The sequence below is a fragment of the Streptomyces sp. NPDC029041 genome (assembly GCF_040637515.1).
GTDB lineage: Bacteria > Actinomycetota > Actinomycetes > Streptomycetales > Streptomycetaceae > Streptomyces.
In genome coordinates this window covers 21,907-47,617 of sequence record NZ_JBEZWO010000009.1, presented here as the reverse complement: position 1 = coordinate 47,617, position 25,711 = coordinate 21,907, and the positions used below count along the sequence as shown (strand labels likewise).

The following is a 25,711-nucleotide window of genomic DNA, read 5'->3' as shown; positions in this document are numbered from 1 at the left end:
CACTGGAGGGGGCGATGGTCAGGCGTTGCCGGTACCGAAGAGGTACTGGTTGCCGATGTCGATCAGGAACGCGCCGCCGAAGCCGGGATGACGCGCCGTGATGGCCTGCTTGTACGCCTCGCCGTCGTCGCCGAGCAGCTCGCCCGCGTCGGTGAGGTAGCGGCGCAGCTGGTCGAAGACCTCGGGACCGGCGGGCAGGCCGTGGCCGGGCAGGACGGTGTCGTAGGCGGTGTCGGCGGCGAGCTGCTCGACGGCCTTGGTCCAGCCGGGGACGTCGTTGTTGCCGAGGAAGAGGTGGGTGGCGTGATAGACGAGGTCCTGGGCGACCAGGACGCCCTGCTCGGGGAGCTTGATCACCAGCTCGTCCGGGGCCTCGCCGCCGTGATGGGCCTCGAAGACGAACGGGACGCCGTCGATGACCTGCGGGCCCGGCACGACCTCCATCGTTGGCGTCATGTCGGCCACCGGGATCACCGCCCCCGTCGGGTCCTGGCCGTCGCCCTGGGCCGCGATCTGCTCGCGTACCGCGGCCAGCGCGTACACGGGAGCGCCGAAGCGGGCGGCGCCGTGGAAGTGGTCCGGGTGGGCGTGGGTGATGATCACCCGGTCCAGCGGCTTGCCCAGGCCGCGCGCGTAGGCGACGACCTCGTCGGCGTAGGCCAGGGCGTACTGGGCGTCCACGGCGATGACGCGCGCCGGGGTCTCGATCAGCTGGGTGGTGACGTTCAGGCTGTCATCGGGGGCCATGTAGCTGTGGATGCGCACCGCGCCCTTGTCGATGACCGTGATGGTTCCGTTCATGGCCTGTCTCCTTATGGTGGGTCGAGGTCCTTGTTCGTCCTCGCCTTCCACTGTTCGGGAAACGCCGCAGGCCAGCGAGGTACGATGGAGACGTGTCGTGGTCAGAAACGGACAGGACGGGCTATGGCAGGAGCCCCGCCCCCGAACCTGCGGGCGGGGAGGCCATCCCTGGCTTCGGCTTCAACCCGCCCAACGCCCCGGTTCCCGGCATCGAGATCACCGACCTGGCCGCACTGCACCGCCGGGTCACCGACGGCAGCCTGCAACGGGTCCACCGCGCCGACTTCCACTCCCTCACCCTGATCACCCAGGGCAGTGCCGAGCACACCGTCGACTTCGTCGCATACCCATGCCGGCCCGGCACCCTGCTGTGGATCCGCCCCGGCCAGGTGCAACGCCTGGCCGGACCCGGCCTGATGAACGGCACGCACCTGCTGTTCACCCCCGCCTTCCCGGAAACCACCGCAGCAGCCAGCCGCCTCGCCGACGACTGGTCCGCCCCCAACTGCTGGCAACTGGGCACCAGCAGCGACTACGCCACCACTTCCGCCCTGCTCGCCCGGCTCCACGTCGAATACCACCGCCCCGACGGCGCGTCCCGCGAGATCCTGCGCCTGCTGCTGGCCGCGCTGCTGCTGCACATCGAGCGCCTCCCCCGTCGCAGTGCGCCCACCGACCCCCACGCCGGCGGCGAGGTCTACGCCCGCTTCCACGCCGAACTGGAACGCTCCTACGCCACCACCCGGCGCGCCGAGGACTACGCCGACCGCCTCGGCTACTCCGTCAAGACCCTCACCCGGGCCTGCCGGGCAGCCACCGGACGATCCGTCAAACACGTCATCGACGCCCGCGTCGCCCTCCAGGCGCAGCGGCTCCTCGCCCATACCGACGAACCCGTCGCCACCATCGCCCGCCGCCTCGGCTTCTCCGAAGCCACCAACTTCGGCAAGTTCTTCACCCGCCACACCGGTACCACCCCTGGCGACTTCCGCCGCACCCAGCAGGCCATCGCCGCACCCCCGGGCGAAGACAGCTGACGCCACTACGCGGCCGTACGTAGACCAGGCAACCGAGTGGGGAGCGAGAGCAGCCTGGAGGCTTTCACGGATCCTCATCATTGACACAGATGTCATAGCGGAGAGCCGCGCTCGTCGCGGACCTTGCTCAGGGTGGCTTCGAGGGCCTGGAGCATGCCGATCCTGCGCGGCATGCTCCGCTCCGGCACGTTCATTGCGCTCTCCGTGCAGAGGTTACGAGAAGCTGAACGTCCCCTTACGTGGCTGGAGTCCCAAGTGCAGGGGCCCGAAGGGCGCCTGCTGCCTGATGACCTACTTCGTCCTTCCGCCGCAGTCCGAATGACGCTTCGGAGAGTTCTGCCGCGAAGCAACGAGCTGTCAGAGCCTGTGAACAAACCCCAGTCTGCCCAGATCACTCCGTTATCGGCAGGCACTCGGCGAGCAGATCGACGACGTCCCGCCAAGCTCGCCGCGCGTGCTGAGGGTGGTAACCGACCCCGGGAAGCACGATGTGGTCGACCGGTGGGTGATGGAAGGCGTGCAAGGCGCCGCCGTAGACCACGAGGCGCCAGTCGACGCCCGCAGCCTGCATCTCGGCGGTGAATGCGTCCCGTTGCGCGGGCGGCATGATCGGGTCTTCCGACCCGACCCCGGCCCACACCGGGCAGTGAATGCGCGCCGTCTCGCCTGGTCGGCCCGTGGTCAGTCCGTTGACTGTCGCGATCGCGCGCAGGTCGGCGCCGTCGCGCCCGAGTTCCAGCGCGATTGCGCCCCCGGTGCCGTAGCCGACGGCGGCGATCCGGTCCGGGTCGGTCCGCGGCTCGGCGCGGAGCACGTCGAGCGCCGCGCGGCCGATGCCTCGCATCCGGTCGGGGTCGGCGAGCAGCGGCATGCAACGGGCGAGCATCTCCTCGGGGTCGCCCACATAGCGCCCGCCGTGGAGGTCGAAGGCCAGCGCCACGTATCCCAGCTCGGCGAGCGCATCGGCCCGACGGCGCTCGACGTCGCTGAGCCCCACCCCCTCGGGCCCGACCAGGACCGCGGGCCGGCGGCCGACACCGGCCGGGAGCGCGAGGTGCCCGATCATCGTCAGGCCGTCGGCCGCGTATTCGATCGTGCGCGTTGTAACTGTCGTCATGAGCCTGGACAGTAGTGAGCGTCGAGCCCGGTCGGCGGGTGCTCTGCCGTTGGCAGAAGGAAGGTTTCCGGCGTATTCCGGAACCACCCGCTCAGCGGTTCAGCTCAGCGCCGGTGAACAAACCGCCGTCCGCCCTAAGGGCGGGCGCACCGGACGCCGCTGCGCGCAAACGGGTTTTGTCCACAGGCTCTCACCGAAGGATGGTGCTCACACCTCGTTCCTCAAAGGTCTCCAGTACGAGACCGAACAGCACAAGCTCGCGAACGCCGACGGGCACACGCTCTGCCAACCGAGCCAGCGACGTGTTGGGGCGAGCCATCGAGCTGACCTCAGTCGCCCTTCTTCACCTCACTGAACTCCCGAATACGGCTGGCGACGTCGACGACGCCTCGGCGGAGGCGCATCTTGAGCTGCTGATCGCAGCGATGACCGACGGCCGGGAGCCGGGTCAACCGCCGGTCAGACTTCGAGGTTCGCTCCGATGTCGGCAGCGGCGCTACAGGCGAGCGCCCCGTACATCTGTCCGGGAGAACTCGTGACGCGCGGGATCGGTACGATGACGCAAACCGCTGCGACGGGGGTGTCGCCCACAAGCACTGGGGCGCTGACAGAGCCGACTCCGACGGTTCGCTGGGAGACCGACTCGACCCAGCCTTCGGGGCGGACTGCGCCAAGCAGGGCCGCTGCCGCCGACCCGCCGTCGGAGAAGGGGAGACGGCTGCCCACCGGAAGGCTGACTCGCAGCTCGGTCTCGGCCTCCGCGCTCGCGGTACACACTCGGAACTCGCCCCGGGCCACCCAGAGCTGTGATGTCTCGTTGATGTGACGGGTCAGGCGCGCCAGCACGGGTTGCGCGTGCTCGGTCATGCGCGAGGTCAGGAAGCGTGGCCCGAGGTAGAACCGGCCGTCGGCGGCGCGCTGCAAGAGCCCGTGTGCAACCAGGGCGCCGGCCAGTCGATGTGCCGTGGGCACGGTCATGCCCAAAACGCGGGCGATCTCGCTCCCGGACGACGGAGTACGCTCGCACAGGTCGACGATGGCCATTCCCTTGTCGAGGACGCCGACGCCGGTCTCCACACCTGTAGTCACTTGATGACTGTAAACTCTCACCATTTGAGAATCAATTCCGGTGTTCAACCCTGCCTCACGCGGGAGCGGGGCCGCGGTCGACACGGCACTTCCCGCAATGGCGAGGCCGGAGAATGCTCCAGCGGTATCCCCCTGGCACGCTGCCAGGGTCGCAGCTCCAGTCCTCCGGGTCCGCTGCTTCACTGAGTCGGAGTGGTTGTTTCGCGGCGGCGCCCGTAGTGGGTCAGGCTGAGGTGGGGAGCACGATCGTGGCCCAGGCCAGCAGCGGCGCGACTGCGACGATGTAGCCGCAGTAGCGCAGCATCTGGCGCTGGAACCGCTTCGTGTCCTCGACCTGTGCGCTGGCGAGCACGATGACGCCGTTGGTGGAGAAAGGGCTGACGTCGACCACGGTGGCGCAGAAGGCGAGTGCGACCACGAAGCCCACAGCGCCGAGCTCGCCGCCGGCCAGCAGCGGCGCGGCCAGTGGCAGCGAGATCAGGATGATGCCGAAGGAGGAGCCGACGGCGGAGATGAGGCCGACGGCGACGAGCATGACCAAGGCGGTCAGCACCGGCCACGGGATTTCGATGGCCTTCTGGCCCACGTAGGCCAGAGTGCCGTTTTCGGTCAGAACGCCCATGTAGGTCACGATGCCGCAGACCAGGAGCACCGCCGGCCATGAGATCGCTTTCATCGCGGGTTCCACGGTCTTGGGCGAAGCCAGCAGCAGCAACGCGCCGAGACAGACGGACGTGACGCCGACGTCGATCCCCAGGAGGGCGGCCACGAGTAGCCCTCCGATGGACGCGAAGGTGAGCCAGTTCTCGACGGCCGGGCGGGTGCCCGAGGCCTTGCCTATGACGGGATCGGTGACCAGCGTGGCGGGGCGGGGCCGGGTGACGGTGGCACCGGCGACAGGCGTGCGGGGTGCGGGCATGCCGTCTGCGCCAGGGGTGCCATCGCTGGCGGCGACCGGGTCCTCGGCGCCGACCGGGCCGGTGGCCCGGAGCAGAGAGCGGCCGCGGACGAGGAACAGCACCGCGGCCAGGCACAGGTTGAGCGCGAACGGCACGATGAACAACAGGACCGGGGAGACGTCGATGCCCTGGTCCTGGGTGAGCTCCCCGATGCCGACCGAGTAGACGGTGACCGGGGAGAACGCGGCACCGAGGGCGCCGTGGCTGAGCATCATGCCCATCAGCAGCGGGTCGATGCCGTACTTCTTGGCCAAGGGCATGGCGATCGGGGCGAGCATGCCGACGGCCAGCACGGATCCGAGCGCCATGAGCGCTGCGGCGAGCATGAACATCAGCCAGACGATCGCCCACGGCTTGCCGCGGACGAGCTTGAGTGCGGCCTCCATGATCAGGTCGATCGTTCCGTTGGCCCGGGCTATGCCGAACAGCAGCGTGATGCCGAACACGACGAGGAACATGTCGCCGGGGAAGAAGGCCTGGATGTCCTCGATGGGGATTCCGGACACCCAGCCGCCGACGATGAAGGCGGCGGCGAAGCCCAGGATGCCCATGTTGATAGGCCGGATGGTGGCGATCGCGAAGACGGCGACCAGGGCCGCTATGGAGATCAGGTAGGTGGTCATGACGTCCTCACTGGGTTGGCCGCACGGGAAGCCGGTCGCCGCGGACAAGGGACTGCTGGACCAGCTGGGCAGTGCCGGCCAGCTTGGACACGTCGACTCCGGTGTGCACGCCGCGGGCGTGGAGGTGCGCGACCAGTGCCTCGGTCGCGAGGTTCCCGTGCGCGCCGGGCGCGAACGGGCAGCCGCCGTAGCCGCCGACGGCGCTGTCGAAGTGCCGGATCCCGAGCTCCAGGGCGGCGTCGACGGTGTCGAGGGCCTGGTTCTTGGCGTTGTGCAGGTGCAGGCCCAGCTCCACGTCCGGCAGGGCCTGCCGGACCGCGGCGACAGAGGTCGCGACCTGCTCGGGTGTCGCAATCCCGAGGGTGTCGGCCAGCCCGACTCGCTCGACGCCGATGCCGGCGACTCGCGCGACGACCTCGACGAGCCGGGCGGCCGGGACCGGGCCGTCGAACGGGCAGACGAAGGCGGTGGAGACGCCCGCGATGAACGCGGTGCCGGGGTGCTCGGCGACCGCTGCGGCCAGTTCGTCGATGGCCTGGTCGACGTCGCGGCCCGCGTTGGCGCGGCTGTGGCCACTGCTGGCGGAGGCAACGACCTCGACGACCTCCACTCCGCTGGCTGCGGCCCGGTGGACTCCCTTGGCGTTGAGGGCGAGCGCGAGGCGACGCGCCCCGAGGCCACGGGTGCCGTCGACGACGTCGCCGGCGTCAGACATCTGGGGCACGCGTGCGGGGTTGACGAAGGAGGCGACCTCGAAGGTGGTGATGCCGGCGTCGACCAGTGCCTGGGCGATGGCGATCTTGTCGCGGGTGGCCACGACGACGTCCTCGTCCTGGAGCCCGTCGCGCAGCACCACGTCGGTGACTTCTACGTTCATCTCAGATCACCCCTGCCTGGGCGAGTCGGTCCAGCTCGTCGTCGCTGAGCCCGAGTCCTGACAGCACTTCGTACGTGTGCTGGCCGAGGGCCGGGCCGGCGGTGCGGACCTCGCCCGGGGTGCGGGAGAAGCGGGGAACGATGGCGGGCATGGTGAGGGTGCCGAGGGCGGGGTGCTCGACCTCGATCAGGCTTTCGCGCTGCCGGACGTGCGGATCGGCGAAGACGTCGGCCATGGTGTTGACCCGGCTCACCGGGACCCCGGCGTCGTCGCACGCCTTCTGCAGCTCCTCGCCGGTCCGGGCGCCGAACCAGTCGGTGACGATGCCGTTGACCGCCTCGCGGTTGAGCACCCGGTCGCGGTTGGTGCGGTAGCGGGGGTCGGTGGTCATGTCCTCGCGGCCCATCAGCGCGGCGAGGCGGTTGAAGGTCTTGTCGGTGCTGGTGGAGAGCACCATCCACACGTCGTCCGACGCCTGGAACAGCCCGCAGGGGACGGTCGCGGGAACCTGGTTGCCCTGGCGCTCATGCACGGTGCCCAGGCGGTCGTACTGGGTGACGAACGCTTCGAGGAACCGCAGGATCGACTCGTACAGCGCGACATCGACCTCCTGCCCTTCGCCGCCGAGAGCGTCGCGGTGATAGAGCGCCGACATGGTTCCGAAGGCGGCGAAGAGACCCGCGACGTAGTCGACGAGGTTGATCGGAGGGAGCACCGGTGGCCCGTCGGGAAATCCGGTGCTGTGCACATAGCCGCTGAACGCGGTGGCCGGAGTGCCGAAGCCGGGCATCGGCGCGTACGGTCCGGACTGTCCGTAGCCGCTCACGCGCGTGACCACGAGGTCGGGGTTGGCCTGGCGCAGCGTCTCGACATCGAGGCCCCAGCGGTCGAGCGTGCCGGGGCGGAAGTTCTCCAGCAGTACGTCGTGCTCGGCAACGAGCCGCAGGAAGAGGTCGCGGCCCTCGTCCTGGCGGAGATCGAGCGTGATCGACCGCTTGTTGCGAGCCAGCGACGCCCACAGCAGTGACTCCTCGCCGTCGAACGGCTGCAGGCCGCGCAGCGGGTCCCCGATCGAAGGAACCTCGATCTTGACGACGTCCGCTCCGAGATCACCGAGCAGGGCGGCAGCGAAGGGCGCCGCGAACACGTTGCCGGCGTCGAGCACCTTGACGCCTGTCAGCGGGCCACGGCTGGAGGAGCCGGGCGGTGGTGAAGTGGGAATCATCAGCCATCCGTTCTCATGTTCTGGCTATGCACTCTCAAATGTTGAGAGTGCGGACACCGTAGGGTGGCGCTTCAATCCCTGACAACCCCTTGGACCGAGAATCGGGTACTGGTCGGTAGCCCCGGTCTTCAGGTCCTGCGGTAGGCCGGCGCGCGGCCCGGCCGGGTCGGGGTGGCGGTGCGCAGCAGCGGAAGAATGCGCGGGGGAACCAGGACAGAGAGCACCATCACGCTGGTCGATCGGACGACCGAGGCGGACCGGTTCAGCCTGACCAGCGTGGCCTGCAGCTCCTGGTGCGAAGGTGTGGCCACCTTGCACAGCACGTCGGAAGAGCCTGTGGTGACGTAGGCCTCGAGGACGTGCGGGATGCCCGCAAGGTCGGCGGCCACATCGTCCAACGCCCCCTGGGCGATCTCGAGGGTCACGAACGCCTGGACCGGGAATCCGGCCGCTGCGGCATCAACCGAGGGGTCCCAGTCGCTGATCACGCCCGACTCGGTCAGTCGCTTCAACCGGCTCTGAACCGTTGCCCGCGCGACCTTGGTCAGGCGCGAGAGCTCCAGATCGCCCACGCGGGGGTTCTCGGAGAGGGCGGTGAGGAGTGCCACGTCGAGCTCATCCAGTTCGCAGTTCGCGTCATTCATGGCGCCAAGGTAGCCATTTTGACTAGCTGCGGTCGCCCCTAACGGGCCCAACTGGGCACCTTGCCCAGTTCGAAATGGGCATATTGCATGGTTCTCAAAGTGTGGTGTCTGCTTCTCACGACGTTCTGGACGAAAGGACCTCGACCATGTCGCTGAAGGACACGCTGACCAACGAGGAGCGGCTCGCCGAGCTCGACCTCGACACCCTCAAGCAGCTCGTCGGCCTCGTCGAGTACGACGCCGGAAACGATCCGTTCCCGGTCACCGGCTGGGACGCGGCAGTATGGGCCGTCGGGAACGCCACCCAGGCCGCGCGCTTCTTCCAGTCCGCGTTCGGTATGGAACTCGTCGCCTACTGCGGTCCGGAGACCGGCGAACGCGACCACATGGCCTACGTGCTCAAGTCCGGCGCGGTCCGGTTCGTGTTCAAGGGCGGCGTCCATCCTTCGAGCCCGGTCATCGCCCACCACGCCAAGCACGGCGACGGCATCATCGACATCGCTCTCGAGGTGCCCGACGTCGACAAGTGCATCGAGCACGCGCGCTCGGTGGGTGCCACCGTCCTCGAGGAGCCGCACGACGTCTCCGACGAGCACGGCACCGTGCGAACGGCCGCGATCGCGACGTACGGCGAGACCCGGCACACGCTGGTCGACCGGTCGAACTATGCCGGCCCGTACCTGCCCGGGTACGTCGCCCGCACCTCGTCCTACCAGAAGCGCGAGGGTGCCCCGAAGCGGATCTTCCAGGCATTGGACCACATCGTCGGCAATGTCGAGCTCGGCCGGATGGACGAGTGGGTTGAGTTCTACAACAAGGTGCTCGGCTTCACGAACATGGCCGAGTTCATCGGTGACGACATCGCCACCGACTACTCCGCACTGATGTCGAAGGTGGTCGCGTCCGGCAACCACCGGGTGAAGTTCCCGCTCAACGAGCCCGCGATCGCGCAGAAGAAGAGTCAGATCGACGAGTACCTGGAGTTCTACGACGGTCCTGGCGCCCAGCACCTGGCCCTGGCGACCAACGACATCCTCCGCACCGTCGACGAGCTGCGCCGCGAGGGTATCGAGTTCCTCAACACCCCGGATTCCTACTACGAGGACCCCGAACTGCGCGCCCGGATCGGTGAGGTGCGGGTTCCGATCGAAGAGCTGCAGAAGCGCGGCATCCTCGTCGACCGTGACGAGGACGGCTACCTGCTCCAGATCTTCACCAAGCCCCTGGGCGACCGGCCGACGGTGTTCTTCGAGTTCATCGAGCGGCACGGCTCGCTGGGCTTCGGCAAGGGCAACTTCAAGGCCCTGTTCGAGGCCATCGAGCGCGAGCAGGACCGACGCGGCAACCTCTGACCGCGGTCATCCCAGGAAGGCAGGCCGCCATGGCCCACTACCAGCGCAACGGGAAGATCCCACCGAAGCGGCACACCCAGTTCCGTGACCCGGCCGGCAACCTGTACTACGAGGAGCTGATGGGCGAGGAGGGCTTCTCCTCCGACTCCTCGCTGCTCTACCACGTCAACGTACCCTCGGCGATCGCCGGTGCCCGCACCTGGGAGCTGCCCGACCAGACCACAGTGCCGAACGCGCCGCTGACCCCACGGCACATGAGGCTGCACGGACTGTTTTCCGGCCAGGAGTGGAAGTCCACCGACGCGGTCACCGGCCGGCGTCTGGTGCTCGGCAACGCGGATGTGCGGATCGGCTACGCGGCGGTCGGTGAGACCTCGCCGCTGTACCGCAACGCGACCGGCGACGAGTGCGTGTACGTCGAGTCCGGCACCGGCACCGTGGAGACGGTCTTCGGTGACCTGGACGTCGGGCAGGGCGACTACGTGATCCTGCCCCGGGCCACCACTCACCGGTGGGTACCGTCCGGCGACGGTCCGCTGCGGCTGTACGCGATCGAGGCCAACAGTCATATCGCCCCGCCCAAGCGGTACCTCTCGCGGTACGGCCAGTTCCTGGAGCACGCGCCCTACTGCGAGCGGGACCTGCGCACCCCCACCACACCGCGCGTGGTCGAGGAGCAGGACGTGGAGGTCTACGTCAAGCACCGCGGAACGGGCCCCGGAGGCCTGGCCGGGACGGTGCACGTGGTGCCCCGGCACCCGTTCGACGTGGTCGGCTGGGACGGCTGCCTGTACCCGTACGCGTTCAACATCGCCGACTACGAACCGATCACCGGCCGGGTCCACCAGCCGCCGCCGGTGCACCAGGTCTTCGAGGGGCACAACTTCGTGATCTGCAACTTCGTGCCCCGCAAGGTCGACTACCACCCACTGGCGGTGCCGGTCCCGTACTACCACGCAAACGTCGACTCCGACGAGGTCATGTTCTACGTCGGCGGCGACTACGAGGCCCGCAAGGGGTCCGGCATCAACGTCGGATCGGTCTCTCTGCACCCCGGTGGCCACTCGCACGGCCCGCAGCCAGGCGCCGTCGAGGCCAGCGTCGGGGCCGAGGAGTTCGACGAGCTCGCGGTGATGGTGGACACCTTCCGTCCGCTCGACCTCGGCGAGGGGGGCCGCGCCACCGACGACGGGGTCTACGCCTGGTCGTGGGCAGGACGGGGTACGGACGCATGACCGCACGCCGGCACGCCAGCGAGTGGGCGCCCGTGGGCACGGCATGGTTCCAAAGCCTGTTCGACGACGCCGCGCTCTTCCCGCCCGGCAATGCCGCGATGGCCGATGCGCTGGAGGGGCACTTGGCCTGGAAGGCCTCGGCGGAGGCGGCGTACGTGGGCGCGTTCGTCTGCTCCGACGCCCGCTGGCCGGAACTGGTGAAGCACCTGCCCACCGCCTCCCGGATCAAGGCCTCGGTAACCGTCCCCGGCGGCATGGACGGACTGTCCGCGGCCGTCGCTGCCGCCTCCAACACCCCGAAGACGACGCTCGTCGCCGTCGAGGTCCCGCTGCTGCGCGGACAGCGCGTCGCCGCGCTCACCACGCAGCTGGATCGCGAGCTGCCCGCCCACACGACGGGCTACCTCGAGGTCCCCGTCGGCGAAGTCGACCACGCCCTGTGCCGCTCCCTGGCACTCACCCGCCACCGCTTGAAACTACGCACCGGCGGAACCACGGCCACGGCCTTCCCGACCGAGAACGAGCTCGCCGCGGCCATCGGGCACGCCACCCTCAACCGGCTGTCGTTCAAGCTCACCGCCGGCCTGCATCACGCTGTCCGCCACCGCGACCCTGTCACCGGGTTCGAGCACCACGGCTTCCTCAACGTCCTGCTGGCGACCTCGGCCGTCCTGGCCGGCAGCCCCGCCTCGTCCGTCGCCTCGATCCTCGCCGACCGCAACCCGGCCTCGGTCGCCGAGGCATTCCGCCGACTCGACGCCGAGACCACCCACTCCGTGCGCCGCCAGTTCGAGTCGTTCGGCACCTGCAGCATCGACGAGCCACTCGACGACCTGACCGCGTTGGGCCTGATCGAGGAGACCCGACCATGACCATCGACACCCGCCCCCACACCACCGTCGGCCGGACCTGGCTGGAGCTGCCGGACGACCACCCGTTCGGCATCCAGACCCTCCCGTACGGCGCGTTCACCACCTCCGTCGGCGGCACCCGGGTCGGCGTCCGCATCGGCGACCAGGTCCTGGACCTCACTGCCGCGTCCGCGCGACTGGATCCCGCCCACGCCGCCCTGTTCGCCGCCGGCACCCTGGACCGACTGCTCGCCGCCGGACCCGACGCCTGGACCCGCACCCGAGCCACCCTGACCGACTGGCTCACCGACCCGACCCGCCGTAAGGACCTCGAGCCGCTGCTCGTCGCCGTCGACGAAGCCACGATGGTCCTGCCGTTCACGGTCGCCGACTACGTGGACTTCTACGCCTCGGAGCACCACGCCACCAATCTCGGCAACCTGTTCCGGCCCGGCCAGCCCCCGCTGACCCCCAACTGGAAGCACCTCCCGATCGGTTACCACGGACGCGCCGGCACCGTGGTCGTCTCCGGCACCCCCGTCATCCGACCGCAGGGCCAGCGCCGCACCCCGGACGGCGACGTGGTCTTCGGCCCGTCGGCCCGGCTCGACATCGAGGCCGAGCTCGGCTTCGTAGTCGGCACCCCGAGCGCTCTCGGCCGGCCGGTCGACCTCGCCGCCTTTCCCGAGCACGCCTTCGGCGTCTGCCTGGTCAACGACTGGTCCGCCCGCGACATCCAGGCATGGGAGTACGCCCCGCTCGGCCCGTTCCTCGGCAAGTCCTTCGCCACCTCCGCCGCACCGTGGATCGTGCCCCTCGCCGCACTGGAGGCCGCACGCGTGGCGCCGCCCGCCCGAGACCCCCGGCCGCTGCCGTACCTGGACGACACCGACGCCGACCCCTGGGGCCTCGACATCCGGCTCGAAGTCTCGCTCAACGGCCACGTCGTCTCCCGGCCTCCGTTCGCGTCGATGTACTGGACCGCCGCCCAGCAGCTGGCGCACATGACCATCAACGGAGCCTCCCTGCGCACCGGTGACTTCTTCGCATCCGGCACCATCAGCGGACCCCGACCCACCGAACGCGGCTCCTTCATCGAGCTCACCTGGGGAGGCGACGAACCTCTGCAGCTGCCGGACGGCAGCACCCGCACCTTCCTCGAAGACCACGACGAGGTGGTGATCACCGCGACCGCCCCCGGGCCCGGCGGCACCACTCTCGGACTCGGCGAGGTTCGCGGCCGGATCGCCCCGACACACGGAAGTGACTGACATGGACAAGACCCTGTCCTCCGCGGCAGAGGCGGTGGCCGAGCCTCGCAGCGGGACATCCCACCCGTACCGGGAAAGCGCGCCAAGGCCCGGCTCGATGTCAGGGAGCACATCACCTTCGGTGGCTGCCTGCGCGAGGGTGCCAAGGGCCGGGTCGCCCGGATGATCCTGCGCAACGGAAAGGCGGGGACTTCCCCGACTTCGAGCGGATCGAGGCACGGGCGGCGAAGATCGGCCGCGCACTCGCCCGCGTGTGACGCGACGCTCGCCCGCGTGTGACGCGACCGGCCGCGGCCGGCCGGCCCAAGCGCGTCCCACGGATCCGCGCCAAGCTGGAACTGCGGAGCAAAACGGACACGTCACTCGCGCCAGTCAGGGGGTACCGCCATGAAGGGCTACGTCTTCCACGGTCCCGGACAGTCCGCATGGGAGGACGTCCCGGACCCGGGTGTCCAGGAGGCGACCGACGCCATCGTGCGTGTCGACGCCGTCACCATCTGCGGAACGGACCTGCACATTCTCAAAGGCGACCTCCCCGAGGTCCGTCCGGGCACCGTGCTGGGGCACGAGGCGGTCGGCGAGATCGTCGACGTCGGCGCCGACGTCCGCACGGTGCGGCCGGGCGACCGGGTCCTGGTCTCGTGCATCACCGCCTGCGGCCGCTGCCCCTCCTGCCGCGAGGGCGCGTACGGCCAGTGCCGGGGCGGCGGTGGCTGGATCCTGGGCCATCTGATCGACGGCACCCAGGCCGAGTACGTCCGCGTGCCGTACGCCGACCTCTCCGTGCACCCGCTGTCCAGCACCCTGCACGGCAGGGACGCCGTGCTGCTGGCCGACATCTTCCCCACCTCCTACGAGGTCGGCGTGCTCAACGGACGCGTGCGGCCCGGAGACACCGTCGCCGTCGTCGGCGCCGGCCCGATCGGGCTCGCGGCCGTCGTGACGGCCCGGCTGTTCTCGCCGGAGCGCATCGTCGCGGTGGACCTCGCCGCCGCGCGGCTGGAAGCGGCCAAGCACCTCGGCGCGGACGCCGTGGCGGACGCCCGGGAGGCCCCCGAACAGCTGGTCGCGGACCTCACCGGGGGACTGGGCGCGGACGTGGTCGTCGAGGCGGTCGGCACCCCGGAGACCTTCGACCTCTGCACGCGCATGGTGCGGCCCGGCGGTCACGTCGCCAACGTCGGCGTGCACGGCAGACCGGCGACCCTCCATCTGGAGGATTTGTGGATCAAGAACGTCACCATCACCACGGGCCTGGTGGACACCTACTCCACCCCCACCCTGCTGCGGATGGCGACGGCGGGCCGCCTGCCCACCGGGCAGCTGGTCACCCACACCTTCCCGCTGACCCGCATGGAGGAGGCGTACGACGTCTTCGACCGGGCCGCCGACACCGGGGCGCTCAAGGTCGTGCTGGGCGAGGAGCCGCACGAGGAGGTCGTCCCCTACCGGGCGGCCTGACGAAGGAGAGAGGTGACGCGTCATGACCGAACGGGCCTCGTCGCATGCCGTGGAAGGGCGCCCGCTGGGCGACCTGGGGCGGCGGATCGCCCAGCGGCGCACCGAACTCGGCCTGAGCAGGCAGGAGACGGCCGCACGGGCGGGCATGTCGCCGGCCTACCTGCAGTACCTCGAGGAGCGACCGCCGGCCGATCCGGGCGCGGGCACACTCCTCCGGCTCGCAGGAGCGCTCAAGACCACCGTGTGGCATCTGACCGGTGGCGACACCGAGCTGCCTCCGGGCCTCGGCCGGGCCGCCCGCACCCCCCGGTTCACGGAGCTGACCGAAGCGGAGTGCCGCTCCCTGCTCGCCACACACGGGGTGGGGCGCCTGGCCGTGCCCGCGGACTCCGGGCCGGTCGTGGTGCCGGTCAACTACAGCGTCGTCGACGGTGGCATCGTCTTGCGCACCGCGCCCGGAACGACCCCGGCACAGGCCGACGGCCACCGGGTCGCCTTCGAGGCCGACCGCATCGACGAGGCGTTCAGCGAGGGCTGGAGCGTGCTGGTGCGCGGGCCCGCGACGACCGTGACGGATCCGGACGAGGTCGCCCGTCTCGAGGAGCAGGCACACAGCACCCCCTGGGCGGGAGGCCGGCGGGACCTGTGGCTGCGCATCGAGCCCGTCACCGTCACCGGGCGCCGGATCACCGTGGTCTGACGCGTACACGCCCCGGCCGCTCAGAGCACGCTGCCGCTGCCGTAAGGGGCGTACAGGTCGAGCAGGCGGACCCGCGACGCGTGCAGCCGGTGGTCGACCACCCGTCCGACGCACTCCGCGATCGCACGGCCGACTCGGCGTCGTGGGCGCACATCGCCCGTACGGCCTCCGCGTCGGACTCATGGGCGCGCAGTGGGCTGACCGCTTCCCCGCCCGGATGCCACGTACGGCGGGTGATATCAGGGCCAGCCGTCCAGCCGTCCAGCCGCCCAGCCGCCCAGCCGCCCAGCCGACCAGCTCGCCGTGCCCCAGGGACTCGACCGCGGCCGCCCTCCGGCCCGGGATGGGCCGATCGAGCACGACCGCCCCGGTGCGCACGATCCGGAACCGGCCGGCGCGCAGCCCTTCCTCGAAGATGCGGGTGCGGTACCGACTCGAAGGACACCACCAGGGACCGAACGGCCCCGGCACGGGACCGGTCGCCCCTCGCGCCCGGCTGTCCCGGATGCGACGGTGAGAGTGGGGCCGCGCCATCCCGTGCACGAGGCGGTGGGAACGATGACGATGGAACTTCCCCTGGTCGTGGGGGTCGACGGGTCCGAGGGCAGCCTGCCCGCGGTCGACTGGGCAGTGGACGAGGCGGCCCGCCACGGGCTGTCCCTGCGGCTGGTGCACGGCTCCCTGTGGGAGAGGTACGAGGGCCGCATCCCCTCGATCGGTCCGGACCGCCCCGCCGGGCGTGTGCTTGCCGACCACATCGTCGCCTCCGCCGCGGAGCGCGCCGGGCGGCGCAACCCCGATGTGAAGGTGTCCACCGACGTCCTCCTCGCCGACGCGACGGACGCCCTCCTGCACGAAGGCAACAACGCCACCGCGCTGATCACCGGTTCGCGGGGCCGCGGCGGGCTGAAGGGACTGCTGCTCGGCTCCGTCGGCCTGGCCCTCGCCGCCCGCGCCCACTGCCCGGTCATCGTGGTCCGCGGTGACCGGGCCGGCCTCGCGGGCACCCACCGGCGGATCCTGCTCGGCGCCGGAAGCCCCGCCACCGGCGAGGAAGCGTTGCGCTTCGCCCTCCGCGAGGCCGAGGCCCGCCGCAGCGTCCTGGACGTGGTCCGGGCATGGCGCCGTGCCGCGCACGAAGCAGCCGAAGCCTCCGGCCGGGACCACGAGGAGCTGGCCCGCACCGAGCTCGACGACCTGCTCGGCGTCGCCGTGGCCGATCACCCCGCGGTCCGGGTGCACCGCACCACAGTCGAGGGCCCGGCCCGCAAGGTGCTCGTGCACCGCTCGGCCGCGGCCGACCTGGTCGTCGTCGGAGCACGACGCCGCCAGGGCCACTTCGGGCTCCAGCTCGGCCTGGTCGCCCACACGCTGCTGCACCACGCCGCGTGCCCGGTGGCCGTCGTGCCGCAACAGGTGGAGCGGGAGCAGCTCCCGTGACGGGCCGGTCCTGGGAGTACGAGGGGTACCGCCCCGCGGAGGAACGGCTGCGGGAGTCGCTGTGCACGCTGGGCAACGGCTACTTCGCGACGCGCGGCGCGCTGCCCGAGTGCGCGGCGGACGACGTGCACTATCCGGGTACCTACGCGGCGGGCTGTTACAACCGTCTCACCTCCGAGGTCGCGGGACGCCACGTCGAGAACGAGGACCTCGTCAACCTCCCCAACTGGCTTGCGCTGCGCGCCCGCCCGGCAGGCGAGCCGTGGCTCACCCCCGACTCGGCGACCGTCCTCGACCACCGCCAGACCCTGCACCTGGGCTCGGGACTGCTGGAGCGCGGAACCCGGTACGCCCTCGGAGACGGGCGGGTGCTGTCCCTGCGGCAGCTACGGCTGGTGCACATGGGCGATCCGCACCTCGCGGCGCTGCGCACCGACCTCACCGCCGAGAACTTCACCGGCGAGCTGGAGATCGAGGCCGCGCTCGACGGGACGGTCGTCAATGCCGGGGTGCCGCGCTACCGCGCCCTGGACGGCCGCCACCTGACCCACGTGCACACCGGCACCGTCGTACCCGGCACGGCCTGGCTGCGCTGCCGGACCCGCACCTCGGACATCCGGATCGGCATGGCCGCCCGGCTGACGGCCCGGGAACCGATCACGGACGCGCACGAACCCGCCCGCGCCGTTCAGCGCACCACGCTGCCCCTCGCTCCCGGCCGTACCGTCACCGTCGACAAGACCGTCGCCCTGCACACCTCACGCGATCCGGCGATCAGCGACCCGCTGCAGGCAGCCGCGGACCGGGTCGGCGCGGCACCGGATTTCGACGGCCTTCTGGCATCACACCGCACGGCCTGGGACCAGTTGTGGCGCCGGGCCGAGATCGATGTCCCCGGCGAAGCGGGGGCCATCCTGCGCCTGCACCTCTTCCACGTCCTGCAGACCCTCTCGCCGCACACCGCAGACCTGGACGTGGGCGTACCGGCCCGCGGGCTCCACGGCGAGGCCTACCGCGGCCATGTCTTCTGGGACGAGCTGTTCGTCCTGCCCTATCTGAACCTGCACTTCCCCGAGGTGTCCCGCGCCCTGCTGCACTACCGCCACCGGCGTCTGGACCGGGCCCGCGCCGCGGCACGGGCCGCCGGCCGCCGGGGTGCGCTGTATCCGTGGCAGAGCGGCAGCGACGGGCGGGAGGAGACTCAGCGCCTGCACCTCAACCCCCGCTCGGGCCGCTGGCTGCCCGACCACACCCATCTCCAGCACCACGTGGGGTCCGCGATCGCGTACAACGTGTGGCAGTACTGCGAGGCCAGCGGCGACGAGGAGTTCCTGCACACCAAGGGAGCCGAGACCCTGGTCCAGATCGCGCGCTTCTGGGCCGACTCGGCCACCTGGGACGAGTACCTGGGGCGGCACCGCATCCGGGGCGTGATGGGCCCCGACGAGTACCACGACGCCTACCCGGGTGCCGAGCGGCCGGGCCTGGACGACAACGCGTACACCAACGTCACGGCGGCCTGGGTCCTCGCCCGCGCACTGGAGGTGCTGCGCGCCCTGCCCGCACCGCGCCGGCGCGAACTCGTCGAACGCATCGCCCTGGAGGACGGCGAACCCGACCGCTGGCAGGAGGTCTCCCGCACGCTCCACGTGCCGTTCCACGACGGAATCATCAGCCAGTTCGAGGGGTACGGCGACCTCGCCGAACTCGACTGGGTCGCCTACCGCGAACGCTACGGCGAGGTCCGGCGCCTGGACCGGATCCTGGAAGCCGAGGACGACAGCGTCAACCGCTACAAGGCGTCCAAGCAGGCCGACGTGCTGATGCTCGGCTATCTCTTCTCGCCGTCCGAACTCCAGCGCCTCTTCGGCCGGCTGGGTCACCGGCTGGACGAGGCGACCTGGCGGCGCACCGTCGACCACTACCTGGCCCGCACCAGCCACGGCTCCACCCTCAGCGGACTCGTCCACGGCTGGGTCCTGGCGCGATGCCGGCGGGCCGACGCATGGCGGTACTGCCAGGAGGCCCTTCGCGGCGACATCGCCGACCTGCAGGGCGGCACCACCGGCGAGGGCATCCACCTGGGAGCCATGGCCGGCAGCCTCGACCTGGTCCAGCGGGGACTGCCCGGTCTGGAGACCCGTGCGGGGTCACTGTGGCTGGACCCCGTGCCGGTGCCGGAGCTGTCCTCGTACGGCTTCTCCATCCGTTACCAGGGCCACTGGGGCATACGGCTGCGGCTCACGAGCGGGCGGCTGGAGATCGCCGTGCCGCCGTCAGGCCTCCCGCCGATCGACATCGAGCTGCCCGACCGGGCGGTCGGAGTGGAACCGGGGGAGACGTGCCGGCTGGTTCTCACAGACCGATGAGACGCCTCACCCGGCCCAGAGGGGCCGGCCCCGCGCGAACGCGCGTGCTACTCGCCCTTCCTCCGTCCCAGCACGCCGGCCGTCACCGCCAGGACGGACAGCACCATCAGAGCGGCGGCCGGGCCGAGGACGGTCCAGGGGGCCAGTTCGGCGTACGGCTGGTTCTCCGAGAGCAGGCGGCCCCACTCGGGGCTGGGCGGCTGTTCGCCCAGGCCCAGGAAGCCCAGGGAGGCCAGGACGAGCACGGTCGTGGGCAGCCGGAGCAGGGCGTTGCGCAGGAGGGCCGGCACCACTGCGGGCAGCAGGTGGCGGCGCAACAGGTGCAGCCGTCCCGCGCCGAGCGCGACGGACGCGGCGATGTGCCCGCTGGCGCGTTCGTCTTCCAGCAGGGCTGCGGTCTGGGCGGCGTACGGGCTCCACCCGACCACGCACACCGCGCAGGCGGCACCCCACACGGACGGTCCGGTCACGCCCGCGATCAGCAGACCCGCGAGAACGGCGGGCAGAGTGGACACGACCTCGGTGGGGCCCGCGCTCGCCCTCGGTGTCATGCCCAGCAGCAGTCCGGTGACGGCGCTGACCGCCGTCACGACGAGCGCAACCCAGGCCGTGCGCAGCGCCCCGTGCCCCAGCCGGGCCAGCAGGTCGCGGCCCAGCGCGTCCGTGCCCAGGGGGTGTTGGAGGGAGGGCGACAGCAGCCGTGCCGCCGTGTCGACCTGGAGCGGGTCGCGCAGGAGGCCCGTTGTCACCAGGGCGAGCAGGAGCAGTGCGCAGGCCGCGGTGATCCAGCGCAGGGCGCGCGGCACGGTGAGCGGAGGCCGGTGCAGGGCCGGCAGGGCGCCGTCGCGCAGGGGCCGCCCGAGGAGTGCGTGGCGCAGGGCCCGGATCAGGACGCCCGCGGTGACGCCGAGCAGGACCAGGGCCAGGCTCGCCGTCTGCAGCACCGGGAGGTCCTGCGCGACGGCGGACTCCAGAGCGAGCCGGCCGAGTCCGGGGATGTTGAAGATCTTCTCCACGGCCACCGCACCGCCGACCAGGGCCACGACGGTCGGCAGCAGCTGGGGCAAGAGGCCGGGCAGGGTGCGGCGCAGCGCGCCCCTGCCGATGTGACCGGACGGAAGCCCGACGGCGTAGGCCGTGCGCGCCCACGGCTCGTGGAAGGCGGCGGGCAGCGCCTGGTCGAGCATGCCGCCGAGCATCGCGCCGGAGGGGATGCCGAGGGCGAGCGAGGGCAGCACCATCGACTGCGGCCCCTCCCACCCGCTGGACGGGAACCACCCCCACCAGACCCCGCACACGGTGGCCAGCACCGAGGCGAGCAGGAACTTCGGGAGCGACGCGAGGACGGCGGCCGTGGTACCCGCCCTGTCCTGCCGCAGCCGGCGCCGGGATCCGAGGAACACCGTGCGGGCACACAGCAGTCCGGCGACCAGCACCGTGACCGCGAACGCGCCCAGCATCAGCGTCAGGGAGACCGACAGGGCCGTCGTCGCCTGCCGCATGACCGGCGCGCCGGAGACCCACGAGACGCCCGCGTCGCCGCGCGGCAGGCCGCCCAGCCAGTGGGCGAGATGGACCCAAGGACCCTCGTCCAGACCCAGCTGTTCCCGCACGGTGGCCAGTTCAGCCGCTGTGGGGTTCTGGTCCGCGGAGCGTGCGCGCAGCACCGTACGGGCCGGGTCGGCGCCGGACAGCCAGGGGAGCAGGGCCACCGCGCCGAGCAGGACGGTACCGGCCAGCACACGGCCGGCCGCCGCCGTCCAGAGGGACGAGCGAGCGGCTGAGGCGTGCGTGAGGCTCATGCGGGTTACTTCAGGCGGGTGTCGACGTCGATCAGGGACCGCTCACGCGGGTCGAGGATCACACCCTCGACGTCGTCCGCGATGCCCTGCACGGCCTGCTCGTGGACCAGCGGCACGACCGCGTCGGTGCGCAGGATCTCCGCCTCCGCCCGCATGATCTTCTCCTGGCGGCGCTCGGTGTCCCGCTCCGCGGCGGCGGCCCGGATGGCCTTGTCCACCGCGGCGTTCTTCAGGCCGGCGATGTTGTAGACGCCCTCGCTGGTGAAGTCGCTGGCGAGGTAGTCGACCGCGTCACCGGTGTCGAGGAGCGTCACCCGTGAGAAGACGAGGGCGTCGTACTTCCCGGCGAGGAGGTCTCCCTCCATCTGCGTGTACTCGCGCACGTCCTGCTTCACGGTGAACCCGGCCTTCTCCAGCTGCTGCTGGAGCACGGTCGCCGCCTCGGGCAGCTCGGCCCGGTTGGTGTAGGTGGCCAGCCGCAGCGTCCTGCCCTTGGTGGCGGTCCTCACCTCGGCGGCGGTCGCGGCCTGGGCTCGGCCCGTCACCGCGACGCGCTTGCCGGCCGCCCAGGGGACGGCCGGCCCGAACAGGCCCTTCGCGGGGTCGGCGTAACCGCCGAAGACGGAGTCGACCAGCGAGGAGCCGTCGACGGCCTCGCGGGCGGCGGCGCGCAGACCGGCGTCGGTGAACATACCGCTGCCGGTGTTGAGGATCAGGCTGTCGGTGCGCACCGAGGGGACTTCGTGCCGGGTCTTCTGGTCGAGCAGTTTCGCCTGGGCGGTGGGGATCCACTCGGCGATGTCGGTCTCGCCGCCGCGCAGTGCGTTGGCACGGGCCGTTCCGTCGGCGATCCAGCTGACGTCGATGCCGGGCGCCTTGGCCTTGCCGCCCCAGTAGCCGTCGAAGCGGTCGAGCGTCGCCTTGGTCTTGCCGGTCAGCCGGGTGATCTCGAACGGACCGGTGCCGGTGCCGACGGGGCTGACGGCGCCGTCCTTCGCGTACGCCTTCGCCGACAGGATCGCCAGCGCGGGGCTGGCCAGCCGCAGCGGCAGCACCGGGTCGGGCGACTTGGTGGTGAGGGTGACGGTGTCGGCGTCCTCCGCCTTGGCGGTCAGTGACACATCGCTCAGGACGCGGGGCTTGGGCTTGGCCGCGCCGGCGTGGTCGAGTGCGTCGACGACCGACTGGGCGGTGAGTTCGGTGCCGTCCTGGAACTCGGCCTTGCGCAGTTCGAAGGTCCAGGTGGTGTCGTCGTCCTGCTTCCAGGACGTCGCCAGGGCGGGCTTGGCGGTGCCTTTCTTGTCGAGGGCGGTGAGGCCCTCGGCGACGGACAGCTTGCTCAGCACCGTGGCGTCGTTGCTGTACGGGGACAGCGCCTGCGCCGGCGGCACGGCCAGCGCGACCCGCAGGCGCCCGCCCGGCCCCGCGCCGGTGTCGCTCTCACCGGGTGCGAAGCAGCCGGCCAGCAGGGGGGTGAGAGTGAGCGCCGCTATGAGGCCGCGGGAGGTGGTGCGCATGTCGGATCCTGTCGTGCGGGAGATCGGCGGCGCCAGCATATAAGGCGAGGCTTACCAAACTCCGGAGGGGTAGGTGAATCCTCAACCACCAGGTGGCGGCGGTCCGGAGAAGAGCCCCTCGACCCGCTGTCCGGCCTGTGTCATCGTGTCCGCCGGGGCGGAGGTGAGGCGCATGACCGGCGCGGACCCGGGGCTGTTCGGTCCGGAATCGGTGACCTGGCAGCTCCACGGCGACCCCGTGATGTGGATCGCGGGCGTCCGGGCCCTCTACCTCCAGGCCCTGCATCCACGCGCGGTCCGCGGGGTCATGCAGAATTCCGACTTCCGGCGGGACGCCTGGGGCCGCCTCATGCGCACCGCGAGCTTCGTCGGCACGACGACGTACGGCACCACCGAGGCGGCGGAGCGCGCCGGGGCCCGGGTCCGGAAGATCCACCGCATGCTGACCGCCACCGACCCGGACACCGGCGAGCGCTACGGAGTCGACGAACCCGCCCTGCTGACATGGGTGCACTGCGCCGAGATCGACTCGTACCTGCACGTCGCGCGCCGGTCAGGATTCCGGCTCACCGACGCGGAGGCCGACCGTTACATCGCCGAACACCGCCGGAGCGCACGCCTGGTGGGCCTCGACCCCGACGCCGTACCGGGGGACCGGGCCGAGCTGGCCGCGTACTTCGAGAGGGTGCGCCCGGATCTGGCCGCGGGACCCGAGGCACATGAGGTGGACGACTTCCTGCTCCGCCCGCCGACGCACCCGCTCCTCGTACCGGCGCGCGAGGTGCTGTGGCGGCGCGTGGCACACCTGGCGTACGCCTCCTTGCCGCCGTACGCCCACGAGTTGTACGGCAGACCGGCCCCCGCCCCAGCCGCCGTCACCCGCCGACTGCGCCTCGCCGGCCTCCTGCTGCGCCGCGTTCCCGCACGTGTGCGCTGGCAACTCCCGCCCAAACACATTCTGCGGGCCATGGCGAGGCTCGGCCCCGACGCCCGCCCCGCACCGTACAAACTCGGACGATAGGCCGCCATACTGGGTGGGCCGAGGGGCGGGCGGACAGCTACCGGGGGGAGCGTCGCGCGAGATGGGGGACAACAGGCTCATCCAGGGCCGGTACCGGCTGCTCGATCTGATCGGGCGGGGCGGCATGGGCGAGGTATGGCGGGCCCGGGACGAGTCCCTGGGCCGGCACGTCGCCGTCAAGTGCCTCAAACCGCTGGGCCCGAACCACGACCACGCCTTCACCCGCGTGCTGCGGGAGCGGTTCCGCCGTGAGGCGCGGGTGGCCGCCGCGCTGCAGCACCGGGGCATCACCGTCGTGCACGACTTCGGCGAGTCCGACGGCGTCCTCCATCTCGTCATGGAGCTGCTGGACGGCCGGAACCTCAGCCAGCTCCTGGAGGACAACAAGCAGCACCCGCTGCCCGTAGCGGACGTCGAGGAGATCGCCGAGCAGGTCGCCGCCGCCCTCGCCTACTGCCACGAACAGGGCATCGTCCACCGGGACCTGAAGCCCGCGAACATCGTGCGGCTCGGCGACGGCACCGTGAAGATCTGCGACTTCGGCATAGCCCGCCTCGGCCACGACATCGGCTTCACCTCCCGGCTGACCGGCACCGGCATCGCCATGGGCACCCCGCACTACATGTCCCCGGAGCAGATCGGCGGCACCGAGGTCGACCAGCGCAGCGACCTGTACTCGTTCGGGTGCGTGCTGTACGAGATCGCCACCGGCGTACCGCCGTTCGACCTCGGCGACGCCTGGGCGATCCTCGTCGGCCACCGCGACACCCCGCCCCGCCCGCCGCGCGAGCACCGGCCCGACCTGCCCGAGTACCTCGAGCGGATCATCCTCGACCTGCTCGCCAAGGAACCCGCGCAGCGCCCCGACGACGCCCGCGAGCTGGCCCGCCGGATCAGCGCCCACCGGGCCGCGCCCGCGTACGCACCCGCCGTCGTGGGGGCCCGTCCCGCTCCCGGCGAGCCGGCGGGTCCGGCCCGGCTGCCCGCCTGGACACGCGGCATGACCACCGGCCACAAGGCGACCGGCACGGGAGTGCGCACCACCCCACCGGACCCGGCGGCCGGACTGTCCGGCGAGTGGATCGCACGGCCCGCCACCGGCCCCGTCGTCGCCGAACCCGTCCCCGCGCAGCGGCCCGCCCCGCCCACGGAAGTCCTCACCGCCCTGGCCGGCCGGCACAACGCGGGACTGAGCCTCGGCCGGCTCGGCCGCTGGACGGAAGCGGGCGAGGTGCACCGGGCCGTCGCCGCCGAACGCGAACACCTCCTCGGCCCCGACCACCCCGACACCCTCTCCAGCCGCTACGAGGTCGCCTTCACCCTCAGCCGCACCGGCCGCGCCACGGACGCCCTGTGCGAGTACAAGCACGTCGCCGGTGCCAGGATCCGGACCCTCGGCGCCGATCACCCCGACACGCTGGCGGCACGCCAGGAGATGGCCTACGTCCTCGGCCAGCTGGGCCGCCCCTTCGACGCCCACCGCGTCTACACCTCGGTGCTCACCGCCCGCGAGCAGCTCATGGGCCCCGACCACCCCGACACCCTGCGCTGCCGCCACAACCTCGCCTTCAACCTCGGCCGTCTCGGCCGCCTGGAGGACTCCTACCGCATGGCCCGCGAGGTGGCCGCGGCCCGTGCCCGCGTGCTCGGCCCGGACCATCCCGACACGCTCGTCACCCGCTACGAGGTCGCCTACACCCTGGGCCAGCTGGGCCGCTGGGCCGAAGCCCTGGAAACCTACCGGGACGTCGCCGAGGCCCGTGGCCGGGCCCTCGGCCCCGATCATCCCGACACGCTCGCCGCCCGGCACGAGATCGGCATCAGCCTGGGCCGCCTCGGCCGCAGCGCGGAAGCCCTGGACCTCTACCGCGGCCTGGTCGCGGACCGCACCCGCAGCCAGGGCGCCACCCACCCCGAGACGTTGCGCGCCCGGCACGGCCGCTGCGTCAACCTCGGCCGGCTCGGCCGCTGGGAGGAGGCCCTCACCGAATCCCGTGACGTGGCCGCGCTCCGCGAGCAGGTCCTCGGCCCCGACCACCCGGACACCCTGGTCAGCCGCCGCGAGGTCGCCGTCGGCCTCGGCTGGCTGGGCCGCTGGGCCGACGCGCTCACCGAGTACCGGCGTGTGGCCGGCGCCCGCGAACGCGTCCTCGGAGCCGACCACCCCGACACCCTCGCCAGCCGCAACGACGAGGCCCACTGCCTCGAACAGCTCGGCCGCAGCACCGAGGCCATGGCCCTGTACCGGAGAGTGGCGGCCCTGCGGGAGCAGCGGGCCGCGGCCGGTCACTGACCCCGGCGGGACGGAGGCAGGCGCCGT

The 25,711-nt window shown here is 71.4% G+C and carries 20 protein-coding genes and 1 pseudogene; 11 read left to right on the top strand and 10 right to left on the bottom strand.

Annotated features, from left to right (window positions below):
- Positions 1-18: 18 nt before the first annotated feature.
- Positions 19-801, bottom strand: coding sequence for an MBL fold metallo-hydrolase (locus AB0F04_RS24035; protein ID WP_362044370.1), 783 nt, complete (start codon positions 799-801; stop codon positions 19-21).
- 164 nt (positions 802-965) lie between these two features.
- On the opposite strand from AB0F04_RS24035, the gene AB0F04_RS24030 reads away from it, so the two are divergent.
- The gene (locus AB0F04_RS24030) at positions 966-1,838 is read left to right on the top strand and encodes an AraC family transcriptional regulator (RefSeq protein WP_362044903.1); all 873 of its coding nucleotides are present in this window, start codon (positions 966-968) and stop codon (positions 1,836-1,838) included.
- Positions 1,839-2,229: 391 nt separating this feature from the next.
- Here AB0F04_RS24030 and AB0F04_RS24025 read toward each other — a convergent pair whose 3' ends face one another.
- The 6 genes from AB0F04_RS24025 to AB0F04_RS24000 all read right to left on the bottom strand — a co-directional run bounded on the left by AB0F04_RS24025 (position 2,230) and on the right by AB0F04_RS24000 (position 8,372).
- Entirely contained in the window at positions 2,230-2,955 is a 726-nt protein-coding gene (locus AB0F04_RS24025; protein ID WP_362044368.1) for a dienelactone hydrolase family protein, read from the bottom strand.
- Between the two features lie 459 nt (positions 2,956-3,414).
- Complete coding sequence (locus AB0F04_RS24020) at positions 3,415-4,044, bottom strand: helix-turn-helix domain-containing protein (RefSeq protein WP_362044367.1); 630 nt, start codon at positions 4,042-4,044, stop codon at positions 3,415-3,417.
- 223 nt (positions 4,045-4,267) lie between these two features.
- Complete coding sequence (locus AB0F04_RS24015) at positions 4,268-5,626, bottom strand: SLC13 family permease (protein ID WP_362044365.1); 1,359 nt, start codon at positions 5,624-5,626, stop codon at positions 4,268-4,270.
- A 7-nt stretch (positions 5,627-5,633) separates the two neighbouring features.
- Positions 5,634-6,503 carry a hydroxymethylglutaryl-CoA lyase gene (locus AB0F04_RS24010; RefSeq protein ID WP_362044363.1) on the bottom strand — a complete coding sequence of 290 codons (870 nt, stop codon included), beginning with the start codon at positions 6,501-6,503 and terminating at the stop codon, positions 5,634-5,636.
- Position 6,504: 1 nt separating this feature from the next.
- Complete coding sequence (locus tag AB0F04_RS24005; RefSeq protein WP_362044361.1) at positions 6,505-7,728, bottom strand: CoA transferase; 1,224 nt, start codon at positions 7,726-7,728, stop codon at positions 6,505-6,507.
- Positions 7,729-7,856: 128 nt separating this feature from the next.
- Positions 7,857-8,372 (bottom strand): Lrp/AsnC family transcriptional regulator, encoded by a 516-nt coding sequence (locus tag AB0F04_RS24000; RefSeq protein WP_362044359.1) that lies wholly within the window; start codon positions 8,370-8,372, stop codon positions 7,857-7,859.
- 146 nt (positions 8,373-8,518) lie between these two features.
- Here AB0F04_RS24000 and hppD point away from each other — a divergent pair, with 146 nt between their 5' ends.
- The 6 genes from hppD to AB0F04_RS23970 all read left to right on the top strand — a co-directional run bounded on the left by hppD (position 8,519) and on the right by AB0F04_RS23970 (position 15,242).
- Positions 8,519-9,724, top strand: a complete 1,206-nt coding sequence (hppD, locus tag AB0F04_RS23995; protein ID WP_362044357.1) for a 4-hydroxyphenylpyruvate dioxygenase — start codon at positions 8,519-8,521, stop codon at positions 9,722-9,724.
- Positions 9,725-9,753: 29 nt separating this feature from the next.
- Positions 9,754-10,959, top strand: a complete 1,206-nt coding sequence (locus tag AB0F04_RS23990) for a cupin domain-containing protein (RefSeq protein WP_362044355.1) — start codon at positions 9,754-9,756, stop codon at positions 10,957-10,959.
- Complete coding sequence (locus AB0F04_RS23985) at positions 10,956-11,831, top strand: hypothetical protein (RefSeq protein WP_362044353.1); 876 nt, start codon at positions 10,956-10,958, stop codon at positions 11,829-11,831. The genes AB0F04_RS23990 and AB0F04_RS23985 overlap by 4 nt, the downstream gene beginning before the upstream one ends.
- Positions 11,828-13,081 (top strand): fumarylacetoacetase, encoded by a 1,254-nt coding sequence (gene fahA, locus AB0F04_RS23980; protein ID WP_362044351.1) that lies wholly within the window; start codon positions 11,828-11,830, stop codon positions 13,079-13,081. The genes AB0F04_RS23985 and fahA overlap by 4 nt, the downstream gene beginning before the upstream one ends.
- Before the next feature lie 387 nt (positions 13,082-13,468).
- The gene (locus tag AB0F04_RS23975; protein WP_362044349.1) at positions 13,469-14,542 is read left to right on the top strand and encodes a zinc-dependent alcohol dehydrogenase family protein; all 1,074 of its coding nucleotides are present in this window, start codon (positions 13,469-13,471) and stop codon (positions 14,540-14,542) included.
- 22 nt (positions 14,543-14,564) lie between these two features.
- Positions 14,565-15,242 carry a pyridoxamine 5'-phosphate oxidase family protein gene (locus tag AB0F04_RS23970; protein WP_362044347.1) on the top strand — a complete coding sequence of 226 codons (678 nt, stop codon included), beginning with the start codon at positions 14,565-14,567 and terminating at the stop codon, positions 15,240-15,242.
- A gap of 20 nt (positions 15,243-15,262) precedes the next feature.
- Here AB0F04_RS23970 and AB0F04_RS23965 read toward each other — a convergent pair.
- A pseudogene (locus AB0F04_RS23965) lies at positions 15,263-15,662 on the bottom strand (regulator); the annotation flags it as partial.
- A 144-nt stretch (positions 15,663-15,806) separates the two neighbouring features.
- On the opposite strand from AB0F04_RS23965, the gene AB0F04_RS23960 reads away from it, so the two are divergent.
- Both AB0F04_RS23960 and AB0F04_RS23955 read left to right on the top strand, forming a co-directional pair.
- Positions 15,807-16,682 (top strand): universal stress protein, encoded by an 876-nt coding sequence (locus tag AB0F04_RS23960; protein ID WP_362044901.1) that lies wholly within the window; start codon positions 15,807-15,809, stop codon positions 16,680-16,682.
- Complete coding sequence (locus tag AB0F04_RS23955; protein ID WP_362044345.1) at positions 16,679-19,051, top strand: glycosyl hydrolase family 65 protein; 2,373 nt, start codon at positions 16,679-16,681, stop codon at positions 19,049-19,051. Before AB0F04_RS23960 ends, AB0F04_RS23955 begins: the two co-directional genes overlap by 4 nt.
- A gap of 47 nt (positions 19,052-19,098) precedes the next feature.
- On the opposite strand, the gene AB0F04_RS23950 is transcribed toward AB0F04_RS23955, so the two are convergent.
- Both AB0F04_RS23950 and AB0F04_RS23945 read right to left on the bottom strand, forming a co-directional pair.
- Positions 19,099-20,853 carry an ABC transporter permease subunit gene (locus tag AB0F04_RS23950; RefSeq protein ID WP_362044343.1) on the bottom strand — a complete coding sequence of 585 codons (1,755 nt, stop codon included), beginning with the start codon at positions 20,851-20,853 and terminating at the stop codon, positions 19,099-19,101.
- 5 nt (positions 20,854-20,858) lie between these two features.
- Complete coding sequence (locus tag AB0F04_RS23945) at positions 20,859-22,370, bottom strand: ABC transporter substrate-binding protein (RefSeq protein WP_362044341.1); 1,512 nt, start codon at positions 22,368-22,370, stop codon at positions 20,859-20,861.
- Positions 22,371-22,542: 172 nt separating this feature from the next.
- On the opposite strand from AB0F04_RS23945, the gene AB0F04_RS23940 reads away from it, so the two are divergent.
- Positions 22,543-23,391, top strand: coding sequence for an oxygenase MpaB family protein (locus AB0F04_RS23940; RefSeq protein WP_362044339.1), 849 nt, complete (start codon positions 22,543-22,545; stop codon positions 23,389-23,391).
- 61 nt (positions 23,392-23,452) lie between these two features.
- A complete protein-coding gene (locus AB0F04_RS23935; protein WP_362044338.1) occupies positions 23,453-25,684 on the top strand; it encodes a serine/threonine-protein kinase in 2,232 nt (743 codons plus the stop codon).
- Positions 25,685-25,711 lie beyond the last annotated feature (27 nt).